The following is a 13,457-nucleotide window of genomic DNA, read 5'->3' on the forward strand; positions in this document are numbered from 1 at the left end:
AATACCAATTCCGATAATTAGATGATCTATTTAGGCGTAGAAAAAATGGATGAAAGCAAGGCATTGATTGCAGTAACTAGTTGTTCTAATTACAAAATCAATAACAAAGACTAAAACGTAGTTTTATGTCTAGCTAGCATTTATTTTAGCAAGTATAAATGAGTAGATAGTTATCGGATTTGGTATAACGCAGAAATACGCGAAAATAACGGTGCTGTATCGATTTGCTTATCCAGAATTGAGGTTTATTACTGTCTCGTTCCTGTGCTCTTCTGCACAAGCGAAATGAGCATCTCGTATCATAAAGCAGGTAAAACACATGTTTTCAGAAACCTATTCAACACAAATTCAACATCGCATTGATCAAAAAACCAAACCACTCGGCGCACTGGGGTTGCTCGAGGATGTTGCACATCAACTGGCGCTTATTCAAAGCAGCAATGCCGGTGAACTGGTTACACGTATCAACATTACCAAACCCACTGCTATTTTATTTGCCGGAGATCATGGCATCGCAGACGAGGGGGTCAGCATCGCACCCAGCGCCGTAACTCAGCAGATGGTATTAAATTTCTTAGCAGGTGGTGCTGCAATCAACTGTTTCTGCCGGGTTAATGATATTCATCTGAAAATAGTGGACACAGGTATCCTTATCCCCGTTGAGAGTGATTCTGCCGACTTTATCAGCCAAAGGTTAGGCACTCGCACTGACAATTTTGCCGTTCAGGCGGCCATGAGCGAAGAGCAGGTTTTGCAAGGAATCGCATTGGGTAAATCAATCGTGCTGCAGACCATTGAAAATGGCAGTAACTTAGTGATGTTCGGTGAAATGGGAATAGGTAATACCAGCTGCGCATCGGCCATTTTAGCCGCATTATCCGGGCAGAATGTTGAAAAATGTGTCGGTTTGGGGACAGGCATTAGCCCCGAGCAGCTGCAGAAAAAAATAGATCTGGTCGCGCAGGGGGTTGCACGATGTGACCGTTCAAATCCTTATCAGGTACTCACTGAAGTGGGCGGTTATGAGGTTGTACAACTGGTGGGGGCATTTTTAGGGGCTTATGAAAGCAGAACACCTGTGATTGTTGATGGTTTTATTGTCAGCACGGCTGCGTATGTCGCCACCCTGATTGAACCCGCTTGTCGGGAGTATATGATTTTTGCCCATCGCTCACAGGAGTCCGGACACAAATTAGTACTTGAGCAGCTGCAGGCAAATCCTCTCTTGGATTTATCCCTTAGACTCGGTGAAGGAACAGGTGCTGCACTTGCCGTTCCCCTGATACGTGCGGCGGCTGATTTTTATAATAATATGGCCAGTTTTGAAAGCGCCGGGGTCACTGTTTAATGCCTGGATGGTCGCAATACCGGCAATATGCACAATATCAACTGCAGCTGTTTCTCCTGGCGCTTGGGTTTTTCTCACGTATTCCGGTCAGTAACAAACTGCCCTACTCCAGCGAGCGAATGAATAAAGCGGGCCGCTATTTTGCTTTGGTCGGCCTGTTACTCGGTGCGTTGTGCGGTCTGTTGTTTATCGCCTTGAGCCAGCTGTTCAGCAGTGATATCGCGATTTTTTTAACCATCTTATTCAGTTTATTGCTGACCGGCTGCTTCCATGAAGATGGACTAACCGATATGGCCGATGGCATAGGCGGGGGCATGACCACTGAGCGGCGTCTGACTATCATGAAAGACAGCCGGATAGGGACTTACGGGGCGAGTGCACTGTTCATGACCCTGCTGGGTAAGTTTTTACTGCTCAGTGAGTTAAGTGAAGGTCTTTTAGCCGGAGCATTTATGAGCTTATCGCCATGGACCGAAAACAATCCTCTGGCCGGCGTTTTTTGCATTTGGATAATAGCCTATACACTCAGCCGCGCTGTCGCGGCTACCCTGATCTTTGATATGCCCTATGTCAGTGACCCGCAAGGCAGCAAAAGTAAACCGCTGGCAGCCAGGCAGTCGCTAGGTGAGCTTATCTTTATTATTCTTTCCGCCCTGCTGCCCTGTTTATTACTTAAGCTGCCGATACTCTGCGCATTAATTATCTGTGCATTTATCTTCAGAACCCTGTTTAAAAACTGGCTGCTGGCAAGACTCGCCGGCTTTACCGGTGACTGTTTAGGTGCTGCGCAGCAACTGATGGAACTGCTTACCTATCTACTGTTGTTAGCACTGCTAAATCCGGCAAGTGCTGTTGCAATTGGTTAAGGACTGTTAATGAAAAAATCTTCACATTTAATATTAGGCGGGGCACGCTCGGGTAAATCACGTTTTGCAGAAGCTAACGCTCAGAAAATAGCGGCAACTCACCATTATCAGCTCCATTATGTCGCAACCGCCACTGCTTTCGATGCTGAGATGCAAAAGAGAATTGCCCATCACCAGGCACTTAGGCAGCAATCCAATCTTCTCCCTTGGCATGAGCATGAATGTCCAATCCAGCTGACCTCGCTGCTGTCAACCTTCACTTCGCAGGATGTGGTGTTAATAGACTGTTTAACCCTGTGGCTGAATAACCTCATCTTCGAACTTGGCAGCCAGCCTGATGAAGCCTTGCTGAAGCAGAAAATTGATCGGTTTGTTGCTGCCGTTGAGCAATGTGATGCGCAATTGCTGCTTGTGGCGAATGAAGTCGGTTTGGGCATTATTCCCATGGGCGAAGTCTCGCGGTTGTTTGTTGATCATGCCGGCTGGCTGAATCAAAAACTCGCTGAGCGTGTAAACCGTGTAACTTTTATTGCTGCCGGTTTAGCAATGCCATTAAAAAACAGTATGGATAACCAGCCGGATAAAGATGAGGTTAACAGTGCAGGTTTGTAACTTTTATCTGCTCCGCCATGGAAAGGTCGATGGTGATGCCGCATTAAATGGTCATAGCGACAAGCTGGTTGACGGCGTTGTTCAAGAGAGAATAAGCCAGGCTATCTGCAGGCGGGCGATCGCATTTGATCACATTATCACTTCGCCACTACGCCGCTGTGCGGATTTAGCGCTGTTATTGAAAAAAAAACAGCCCGCGGTGAAGATGAGTATAGAAGAGCAATTGCGGGAGATATCATTCGGCACACTGGATGGACAAGCCTTTGACAGCATAAAAGATAAGTGGCCACTATTAGATGCCTTCTGGCAAAACCCGGCAGAAAATACCCTGCCGGAGGCTGAAACACTGAGTGACTTTAGACAGCGAATCGTTTCCGCCTGGTCAAAGATCATAGAGACAGAGCGTGATAATACGCTGATTATCACCCATGGTGGCGTAATTCGCATGATATTAGCCGATGCACTGCAGCTCGACTGGCAAAACCCGCTTTGGCATTCAAGGTTAGCCATTGCCAACGCCTCTATCACCCATATTCAAATTAGCAAAGCAGAACAACATTATATAAGCGTCAGAAGTATTGCAGTGGATCTTTGATGATCTACCGGCCTTTAACACTCAACATGGATATTTTTCATAGATCACAACAGTAACCTTCACTTTCTGCTTTAAGCTATAGTTGACAGCTATTACCATTTACCTATAATCGCCCACTCTTTATGTGTCCTGCTTATTAAAAGCGGGATTAAATGGGAAGCAGGGATTAGCTATTAAGGCTAACATTGAGCCTGCACTGCCCCCGCAACTGTGAATGTTGTTTAATAATAAACAACAATAGTCAGATACCAGCATAAAGCGCGTCACTGTCCATTTAGCGGGTTGGCTATCTGGAACGTAATTTCGTAATAGTGGCGAGCCAAAGAAAGTCTTTGTTGCTCAGTCTTTATTAATCAGAGAATGTTACTGTCTTATAAAACCTGTTCAATCAAGCTTTCTTATTATTAAAAAATAACAAGGAAGAATCATGCTTAAGCCACGTCTTACCCCAATCGCCTTAGTGTTAGGCAGCCTGCTAACTATGCAAAGTGTTGCTGCACAAGCGCAAATAGAAAATGCAAATCAGCAGGATGATATTATCATTTCCGCCAGTCGCGTTGAAACTAAACGTATTGAAAGCGGCAGTTCAATTACTGTGCTTGATGCACAATATATTAAAGATAATCAGGCACGTACCGTTGCAGAACTGTTACAGGATGTTCCCGGCGTAAGCGTTAACAGCAACGGCGGTTTAGGTCAAACCACCTCGGTTTATATTCGCGGCGCTGATTCCAATAAAACCTTAGTCATTATCGACGGCATTGAAGTGAATGATCTGTCAAACATTAAAGGTGGTTATGGTTTTGCCCATCTGATGGCGGATAATATTGAACGTATTGAAGTTTTAAGAGGCTCGCAAAGTGCACTTTGGGGCAGTGATGCCATGGGCGGCGTGATTAATATAATCACCAAAAAAGGCTCGGCCGGTTCTACGCCAAGTATGGCTATGGAATTTGGTGAGAATGATTACAATAAATCAACGGTTAACCTCAGCGGTGCACAAGGCAACAGCCACTACTCCCTATCAGCCCACACCCTAACAACGGACGGGATCAGCGCAACAGATACAGATCCAGATGATGACGGTTATAAAAACGAAAATATCACCCTGAAAGGCGGTCATCAGTTTAGCGATATTTTTGCAATGGATGCTGTTTTGCGCTACAGCGATGCTGAAGGTGAGTATGACATTGGCGATTATACAAGCCGTCATCGCCAGGCAAAAATAAACAGCAACCTTAATCTATTAAATAATCGATGGAAAAACCGCCTTTCAATCGCCTTCTCTGATTCAGAAAATGAAAATTACGGTAAATCTGAAGGACAAAAGGTAAAAACCGATCTGCAGAGTGATTATTATCTGAATACGGTGAACGACTACAGTCAACGACTCTCATTTATTGCCGAACATGAAAACGATAACTATCAAAGCTGGTCTATGGATGAAAAACAGCGCATTGAAGCATCAGGTCTTGTTTTCGGCTATGGGGCAGACTGGCAGAAAACAGTGTTTGTCAATGCTGCAGTTCGCCATGATTATAATAGTAAGTTTGATGATACCACCACCTACCATATTGATGTCTCCACTTGGATCAGTGACGGTACCCGTCTACATGCCAGCCATGGCACAGGTGTTAAAAATCCCTCTTTAGGTCAATTGTATGGCTATTCTCCTTATGAATATGTGTGGGATGGAGTAACATATACTGGTGCATATGAAGGCAATTCTGATCTGAAGCCGGAAAAAAGCCTTAGCTGGGATGCAGGTATAGAGTATAACTTTGCCGATATTGATGGGTATATCGATCTGACCTATTTTGATTCTCGTTATACCGATATGCATGATTATGTGTATTTCCCTACCGAGACATACATCAATCTCGATAATAAGGCCACTGCCCGAGGTGTTGAACTCACAACCAACCTAAAAGTAGCGGAAAAGTTACGCGTAAATGTCGGATATACTTTCATGGAGACCGATGACGGCGAAGGCGATGAACTAGTTCGCCGGCCTAAACACGCAGCCAGCATCAACTCTAACTACCAACACAGTGATAAATTGAGTACCAATTTTGGTGTCAGATATGTGGGTAAACGTTTAGATATTAGTGATGTTGACCTGGATGACTACATTGTTGTTAATATTGGCGCTTCATACAAGGTACATGAACGTATCACCCTTTCTGCCCGTCTGGAAAATGCCTTTGACGAAGACTATGAAGAGGTTAGCGGTTACAATACCGATCCGGCTACGGCTTATATTGGTGTAACCTTTAAATAACAGCTATACCCATGATACTTCAAGATGTAAAGTCAGCAAGGCAAATTGTGCCGAGATGCTAGGCAAATTGTGCCGAGATGCTAGGCATAAAATTGAAGTATAGTTATTCTACATAGAGATTTTATAACAACGCAGATTGGTACAAGTTGCCTTGCCCTACGGGGCGCGGGCTCGAAAACCAGCTCTGTGTTGTAACAATCGAAAAGGGAATAACCATTACCTCATTTTACGCCTTGATCTGGTCTCCAATCCCGTGCCTGACAAAGCATTTTGGAGTAACATGGGTATAAACAAAAGAGGATAAAATGAACAATTTCAAACTAATTTGTTTTATCCTCTTTCTGCTGCTGTTTATTGGCCTGATTCAGTTTCAAAAAGGGCGTTTATTTACCCTTTTTGAAGCCGATTTGAGCGATTTCAGCACTCAGGTAGAGGGAGAGCACTTCCCTAAAAAACTGATTGATAAAACCGGTATTGAATTTATTCTGGCAAAACCGCCGACGCGTATTCTTTCCGCGACCTTGGTAACGGATCATATCTTATCTGACTTGGTCGACCCGGCGCGTTTAGTGGCGGTCAGCAGCTATGTTGATATCCCCAGTATGTCCAATATTGTCGGTTTTTATGACCCGAGCATTTCCCGCACCCAGGGGGAGATTGAATCAATGTTGGCCCTGCAGCCGGATCTGGTGTTTGTCGCCTCCTACAGTAACCCTGAAACCGTGCGTTATCTGTTGCGCAGTGATATCTCCGTGGTGCGCATGGGCGAATTTAACTCTTTTGCTGACATTATTAATAATATTATCCTGATCGCCAGGGTTACCGATACGCAGGCGGCAGCTGAAAAATTAATTAATAAACTGAACAAGCGGCTCGACTTTGTCCGCAGGCAGGTTAAAGATAAAACGCCGTTGCGTGTGCTCTATTATGATCCGAGCGGTTACAGCGTTGGTGGTAACTCGTTAATGGATGAAACGATTCGTCTTGCCGGCGGAGTCAATGTCGCGGCTGGCGTTATTGGCGATGGCGAGAATAAAATCAGCGAAGAGGTTGCTATTGCACTGCAGCCCGATGTGATAGTGATGAATCAGTGGGTATTTAACCAGCAGAACGGGCACCCCTCAGTAACAACTCTGCTGCGGGAAAAATCGGCCTGGGCAGATGTGCCCGCAGTAAAAAATGATCGTATTTATGCGCTTCCCGGTACCTGGTTAAGAGGCATATCGCAGCACCGTATTAACGGGGTGGAAGCGCTGGCCGAACTGCTGCATCCGGATATCAAAACCTACCAAGAGAGCTCTCATGTTCGCTAACTTATTTTCACGGCAAGTTATATTAATGCTGTTGGCGGCATTATTTGTCATCCTGATGATTTTTGCCGTGCTGCAGGGCCCGGTCGATATCCCCTTAACGGCTATCTACACAATTGTAAAACAAAGTTTGTTCAGCACGGTCGAGTCCACAATTCCCGGCTGGCAAAGCAATATCATTTTAGATGTGCGTTTACCGCGTATGCTGATCGCTGCACTGGCCGGTGCGAGTTTAGCATTATGCGGTTTAGTGATGCAGGGGATGTTCCGCAACCCGCTTGCCTCCCCCTCTATTCTCGGCGTCTCATCGGGAGCATCACTGGGCGCTGTCATTGCAATTTACGCCGGTTTTTCATTAATTTCAGCCTGGGCGATTCCGCTCTTTGCTTTTATCGGCGCAGGTATTTCTTTAACTGTTGTTTACCGTGTGGCGTCAACCAGAGGCCAAACCAGTATTGCCACTCTGCTGCTTTCCGGCGTTGCCATCGGTGCGCTGAATATTTCCGCCATCTCAATGCTACTGGCCTTATCATTAAGTAACTGGGATGTTGCCCGAATGATTATTTACTGGACAATGGGCGGGCTGGACGGGCGAACCTGGGATCATGTTCTGATTATCCTGCCGATCGCGCTGAGCGGCTTTATGTTACTGCTGTTTTACAGCAAACAGCTGGATCTGCTGCTGTTGGGCGAACAACATGCGATGTCTGTGGGTGTGGATGTCGCTAAAACCCGGCGTAATTTATTACTGATTAGTACCGCCATGGTCGGAGCCGCAGTTTCTGTGGTCGGCGGAATCGGATTTATCGGCTTGGTCGTGCCGCATATTCTGCGTTTATTATTAGGGCCTTCGCACCGTTATCTATTACCCGCCTGTTTATTTGCCGGTGCCAGCCTGCTATTAGGCGCGGATCTGTTTGTTAATACTTTTTTCAATCAGCAGGCTATTCCCCTCGGGGTGATCACCGCCGCATTAGGTGCGCCGTTTTTTCTGTTTTTATTAATCAAACAACGTCTTGTTGTCAGCTAAGAGAGCCCTGACTATGTCCCCCTTAAGTTGCCGGAATTTATGCTTCACCTACAACAAACAGATGTTATTAAATAATATTAATCTGGAGTTTAACAGCGGGCAGTTTGTTGCATTAATCGGTGCAAACGGGGTGGGCAAAAGTACCCTGCTGCAGCTGTTATTAGGCTTGCTCAAGCCACAAACCGGGTGTGTATTATTAAACGGCACGGAGATTCATCAACAAAAACGCCGCGATATCGCCAAACAGCTCTCCTTTGTTCCGCAGTCCATTGAACTGCCCTACGCCTTTAGCGCAAGGGAATTAGTGGCTATGGGCAGAAATCCTTATCTCGGTCCCTTTGAGCTGGAAAGTCGCGAAGATAACTTACTGATTGAGCAGGCGATGCATAAAACAGATGTACTGCATCTGAAAAACCGTCAGGTAAATACCCTCTCGGGCGGGGAAAAACAGCGGGTGATCATTGCCCGCTCTTTAGCTCAGCAGGCTGCGACTATTTTACTTGATGAGCCGATTGCCAGCTTAGATCTTTGCCATCAGATAGAAACGCTGCAGCTGATTAAATCACTTACTCAAAGCGGCAAGCTTGCCATTACCGCCATTCACGACCTTAACTTCGCCGCCAGCTATTGTGACCGCCTTATTTTACTGGGAGAGGCAGGCAGTGAATCAGGCACTATAAATGGCGGACGAACCATTATCGCCGATGGCACACCTGAGCAGGTACTGAATGAGGAAAATCTGGCAAACTGTTTTTCCATCAGGGCGGATATAAATAAAATCGATAATAAAGTCAGTCTGACAAATATTGCCCCGCTAAAAAGACATCAGAGTATAAACAAAGAGTAACAGCGGGCAGATAGCTTTGCCAGTATATGAATTAGACGTTAAAATGCCCGCTGACAGAGGCAGGTTAAGCTGGCAAAGAGACTTTTTGCCTGCGCAACGGTTATTAATAATAGGGATACACAGAAAATGGCACTAGACAGCACGGCAATTATTATGGCGAGCTCGGCTTTTTTGCAGCAAATCAGTCAGGCGATGCCCTTATGGTTTCAACAAGGCGGTGTGATTATGTGGCTGCTGTTATTAACCTCCTTTTTGGCAACCTTGATCACCCTGGAGCGCAGTTTCGTTTGGCTTCATTATTACCTTAAAAAAGAGCACTATCCGCTGCTCGATTGTTTTGCCTATTTAAATAAAAAAGATAAAACCAATGCATTATTAGCCTGCCAGCGCATCGATACGCCGGCTTTAAAGATGCTGGAGTTCGGCATTAATGCCCTGCCCTTTTCACCCAATGATAAAATGGAGTCCTACGCTGAAAGGCAGATCAGCAGCATGTCGCGTGGACAGTCATTACTTGATACAGTGATCACCCTTGCCCCTATGCTGGGTATTTTAGGCACCGTGCTTGGGATTATTCACTCTTTTAATATCCTCGGCTCACAGGGTATCGACAATCCCACCGAGGTCGTCGCCGGTATTGCCCAGGCGCTCGTTTCAACGGCAATGGGGCTAGCTGTCGCGTTATTAGCACTGTTACCTTTTAATCTGTTTCGCTCACTGCAGCACCGGCTTACCCAGCACCTGGAAGGGGTTGGCAGTGAGTTTTATCATATCTGCCGGCAAAAAAGCCTGGTGACCAACGAGCTTAGCGAGATCATGAAAATTCAGGAACTCAGCCGCGCCGCTAAAGATAACGAGCAGATATTTAAATACGCGGTCACTCAGGAGAGTGACATGCCCTACCATTACGAATTTAAAGAAGGGTCAGATGAGGTCGAAGTCAATCTGCATGACGACATGAAAGAGCTTAAAAAAACCTCGCAGGAATCACTGGCCGAGATGTACGCCAGTGCGGTCAACGAAAAAAACGAGTACTTCGGTGTTGATGAAGTTGAACTGCAAAAACAGCAGGAGAGCGCTCACCTGCAGGAAAAAGTATCTAAGGAAAAGGCAAGTCGATGAAACTAAGCCGGAAACGCCTGCAGAAACCGGCTCGCTTTGAGTTATTACCTCTGCTTGATGTCATTTTTTTATTACTGATATTTTTTATTTTTGTGATGCTTAAAATGACCATGCAGAGCAGTATTAAAGTCGAATTACCGCAACTTGTTGACAGTAAACAACCAACAGAGCAGGTCTTAACTATCAGTATTAACAGCGATAATCAAATTTTTATTAATCAGCAAATCACCACAGAAACCTTAATGCTGGCGGAGGTTATGCGCATACAAAAAGAGAAGCAGCTGGAAAATGAAAACACTCAAACTGTGCCGATATTGATCCGTGGAGACAAACACGCAGATTTGGGTATTGCCCTGTCTATTCTGGATAAATTGCGTTTATCCGGGTTTCAGCAGGTTGCTTTTGCAACAGAAAAAGATAAATAGATGTGAGCCCCTGACATGAAAGCCAGCAGCCGTTATTTTCTTTTTTTTATTATCAGCCTCGCCTTATATGCGTTTGCCTTTCTTTACGCTGATCACAGCCTGGTCATCAAACCATTGCCGTTAAATTCCGGCGAGCAGGCAATTCAGGTTAGCTTTGTTTCCCAACCGGCCGAAATAAAAACAGTAGTAACGCCAGAGCCAGAGCCAGAGCCAGAGCCAGAGCAGGAAACCACTCCTGTAGCGGCAGTGCAAGAAGTCATAACCGAGCAGAGCAGCAACAGCGCACTTTCTCAATCTGAAGTTAAATTAAGAAGGCAGGCACTGCAGAAAAATCTTGCCAAGATCAGCGCAGAGAGTACGGCAAGCTTAAAAGCAAGACTCTTTGATGAACAACTGCGAGCGAAAAAAAGCGCCGAAAACGAAACACAGCCCGTGGCTGAAGTTAAAAAAATCCACAAGCTCAGCACGCCGGAAAAAACAACGCCCGATGCCAGAAAAACATCGCCAGCAAATAAGGAAGTTATCAAAAAACAACCTCAAACAGCCCCCTCATCAACAGCGCAACGTGCTTTGAATAATGGTGTGTTACAGCAGGCGATCGTCGTCTCCGGGCGCAAACCCGTCTACCCGCAACGTGCTATTCTGCGTAATCAGCAGGGCCGCGTGGTAGTCAAGCTGACCGTTACCAGCCAGGGAAAACCTGAAAACCCGAGTATTCTCAACTCCAGCGGATATAACATTCTCGATCAGGCAGTACTGGCATTTATTAACCGGGAACTATTTATGCCGGCACTTCAGGGTCAGGAAAGAGTCACTTCAGAGCAGCTGTTTGCCTTTCGTTTTGAGCTCAATTGATGGTTACCCAGAGCGATTTTTGTATTTAACCTATCCCGGAAATACCCCTTTATCATTGTCCTCATGCACAAGTCGGATTACTAAAAAGTGTTATAATATGAACTTAAAGGTAGCATTTTATTAGTTAGAACCTCTGTAGGGACGCCAAGTAGTTCAGTACTAAAAACTGCTCGCTCGGCATAAAACATACAGACAGGAGTTAACTATGAGTAGACGTACTAAAATCGTTACTACCTTAGGCCCGGCAACCGATCGTGATAATAACCTGGAAAAGATTATTGCAGCCGGCGCTAATATGGTGCGTCTGAATTTTTCCCATGGCGAGGCTGCCGATCATATTAAACGAGCTGAACAAGTACGTGAAATAGCGGCTCGCCTGAGTATTGAAATTGCCATTATGGGGGACTTACAAGGTCCTAAAATTCGCATATCTACCTTTCAGTATGGAAAAATAAAGCTGGTTGTAGGCGATACATTTACCCTGGACAGCGATCTGCAGAACAATCAAGGAGATCAGCATAGTGTTGGCCTTGACTATAAGACACTTCCGCAGGAAGTCAGCACAGGTGATATTTTATTATTAGATGATGGACGTGTGCAGCTTCAGGTTGCAAGCGTTGAAGGTAATAAAGTACATACTACTGTCACTATTGGCGGTACTTTGTCCGATAATAAAGGCATCAATAAACAAGGTGGCGGTTTATCGGCCGGGGCATTAACAGAAAAAGATAAAAAAGATATTATTACCGCGGCGAAAATTGGCTGTGATTATCTTGCAGTATCATTCCCAAGAAGTGGTGCAGATTTACATTATGCCCGAAAACTGGCTGCAGATGCCGGCTGTATTGCTAAAATCGTCGCTAAAATTGAGCGTGCTGAAGCGGTGGAAAGCGATGTAGCATTAGGAGATGTTATTCTTGCTTCTGATGCGGTAATGGTTGCGCGTGGTGATCTTGGCGTTGAGGTCGGTGATGCACGTTTGGCCGGCATACAAAAAAACATTATTCGCACCGCCCGGCATTTTAACCGCGTGGTTATAACCGCAACGCAAATGATGGAATCGATGATCCATTCTCCGATGCCAACCCGGGCAGAAGTATTGGATGTCGCGAATGCCGTGTTAGATGGTACTGATGCAGTTATGTTATCGGCTGAAACAGCCTCAGGTGATTTCCCGGTGGAAACCGTTAAATCAATGGCTGAAGTTTGTCTTGGCGCGGAAAAGTACCCCAGCATCAATGTTTCTACACACCGTATGGATGAAACCTTTGCCAATAGCGAAGAGGCGTTAGCTATGATGGCTATGTTTGCTGCCAATCATACAAAAGGCATTAAAGCGATTGTGACGATAACCGCATCGGGTACTACGCCTCTGCTGATGTCACGTATCAGCTCAGGTTTACCTATTTATGCACTGTCTTACAATCAGCATACACTTAACTACTGTGCACTATACCGGGGCGTCACACCGTTTAAATTTGATGGAAGAGATAAGAGTAATATTAGCTTTGTCCATCACGCTATCGGCGTTTTAAAAGCACAAAACTTTGTACAGGAGGGTGATTTAGTAATAATGACGCATGGAGATTACTACCAGGCGGGCTCAACTGATACTTGTAAAATACTTAATGTGTAAGTATCAAAAAAGACATTGATTACTGCCGCCAGACAATTGCACTCCCCTGCACCTTCACCAGTCTGCTGGGGAATTATTGTTACCACATTAATTATTGGTAAGTTATTTGAACTCCTCACGTTGTCAACAACAAATGAACAATTAAAGGATTAATGCTAACTTATGTACGAGCTCTCGATGAGTAGCTAACTCAGGCTCCAGGATATTTTCGCAAAATACAGACGTAAAGTGTTTAATGATGAAAAATTAATTAGGTTAGGAGAGATTCTGGTAGAGGTGTGTTTGGATTTTGAAGTAGAACTCACTGAGTTTAACGGAGAACAGGACCATGTTCATTTACTTATTGAATACCCTCCGAAAGTCCAGTTAAGTAAATTGATCAACTCACTCAAGGGTGTTAGCTCTCGATTGATGCGAAAAGAGTTCCCCGATATACATCGTTATCTATGGAATGGTGCGTTATGGTCTCCCAGTTACTTTGCCGGATCATGTGACGGTGCTGCGCTAGATGCCCTGACGACTTATATCGA

The 13,457-nt window shown here is 45.2% G+C and carries 12 protein-coding genes, 1 pseudogene and 1 riboswitch; all 13 genes and pseudogenes read left to right on the forward strand.

Features of this window, described 5'->3' with window-relative positions; genetic code table 11:
* Positions 1-301 precede the first annotated feature (301 nt).
* Complete coding sequence (gene cobT / locus ABZA00_RS12980) at positions 302-1,348, forward strand: nicotinate-nucleotide--dimethylbenzimidazole phosphoribosyltransferase (protein ID WP_372882601.1); 1,047 nt, start codon at positions 302-304, stop codon at positions 1,346-1,348.
* Complete coding sequence (locus ABZA00_RS12985; RefSeq protein ID WP_372882590.1) at positions 1,348-2,214, forward strand: adenosylcobinamide-GDP ribazoletransferase; 867 nt, start codon at positions 1,348-1,350, stop codon at positions 2,212-2,214. The genes cobT and ABZA00_RS12985 overlap by 1 nt, the downstream gene beginning before the upstream one ends.
* Positions 2,215-2,223: 9 nt before the next feature.
* Complete coding sequence (cobU, locus tag ABZA00_RS12990; RefSeq protein WP_372882591.1) at positions 2,224-2,826, forward strand: bifunctional adenosylcobinamide kinase/adenosylcobinamide-phosphate guanylyltransferase; 603 nt, start codon at positions 2,224-2,226, stop codon at positions 2,824-2,826.
* Positions 2,801-3,421 (forward strand): histidine phosphatase family protein, encoded by a 621-nt coding sequence (locus ABZA00_RS12995; protein ID WP_372882592.1) that lies wholly within the window; start codon positions 2,801-2,803, stop codon positions 3,419-3,421. Before cobU ends, ABZA00_RS12995 begins: the two co-directional genes overlap by 26 nt.
* A 105-nt stretch (positions 3,422-3,526) precedes the next feature.
* Positions 3,527-3,693: riboswitch (cobalamin riboswitch) on the forward strand.
* 155 nt (positions 3,694-3,848) lie between these two features.
* On the forward strand, positions 3,849-5,702 hold the full coding sequence (locus tag ABZA00_RS13000; RefSeq protein ID WP_372882593.1) for a TonB-dependent receptor plug domain-containing protein: 1,854 nt from the start codon (positions 3,849-3,851) through the stop codon (positions 5,700-5,702).
* Positions 5,703-6,007: 305 nt separating this feature from the next.
* Positions 6,008-7,015 carry an ABC transporter substrate-binding protein gene (locus ABZA00_RS13005; protein WP_372882594.1) on the forward strand — a complete coding sequence of 336 codons (1,008 nt, stop codon included), beginning with the start codon at positions 6,008-6,010 and terminating at the stop codon, positions 7,013-7,015.
* Positions 7,005-8,042, forward strand: coding sequence for a FecCD family ABC transporter permease (locus ABZA00_RS13010; protein ID WP_372882595.1), 1,038 nt, complete (start codon positions 7,005-7,007; stop codon positions 8,040-8,042). Before ABZA00_RS13005 ends, ABZA00_RS13010 begins: the two co-directional genes overlap by 11 nt.
* A gap of 13 nt (positions 8,043-8,055) precedes the next feature.
* Positions 8,056-8,889, forward strand: coding sequence for an ABC transporter ATP-binding protein (locus tag ABZA00_RS13015; protein WP_372882596.1), 834 nt, complete (start codon positions 8,056-8,058; stop codon positions 8,887-8,889).
* A gap of 126 nt (positions 8,890-9,015) precedes the next feature.
* Entirely contained in the window at positions 9,016-10,011 is a 996-nt protein-coding gene (locus tag ABZA00_RS13020; RefSeq protein WP_372882597.1) for a MotA/TolQ/ExbB proton channel family protein, read from the forward strand.
* Positions 10,008-10,436, forward strand: a complete 429-nt coding sequence (locus ABZA00_RS13025; protein ID WP_372882598.1) for an ExbD/TolR family protein — start codon at positions 10,008-10,010, stop codon at positions 10,434-10,436. Before ABZA00_RS13020 ends, ABZA00_RS13025 begins: the two co-directional genes overlap by 4 nt.
* Positions 10,437-10,451: 15 nt before the next feature.
* Entirely contained in the window at positions 10,452-11,291 is an 840-nt protein-coding gene (locus ABZA00_RS13030) for a TonB family protein (RefSeq protein ID WP_372882599.1), read from the forward strand.
* A gap of 205 nt (positions 11,292-11,496) precedes the next feature.
* A complete protein-coding gene (gene pyk / locus ABZA00_RS13035) occupies positions 11,497-12,927 on the forward strand; it encodes a pyruvate kinase (RefSeq protein WP_372882600.1) in 1,431 nt (476 codons plus the stop codon).
* A gap of 210 nt (positions 12,928-13,137) precedes the next feature.
* Positions 13,138-13,457, forward strand: a pseudogene (gene tnpA, locus ABZA00_RS13040) (IS200/IS605 family transposase); the annotation flags it as partial.

It is taken from the genome of Psychromonas sp. (genome assembly GCF_041586535.1).
In the GTDB taxonomy this organism is placed as follows: domain Bacteria; phylum Pseudomonadota; class Gammaproteobacteria; order Enterobacterales; family Psychromonadaceae; genus Psychromonas.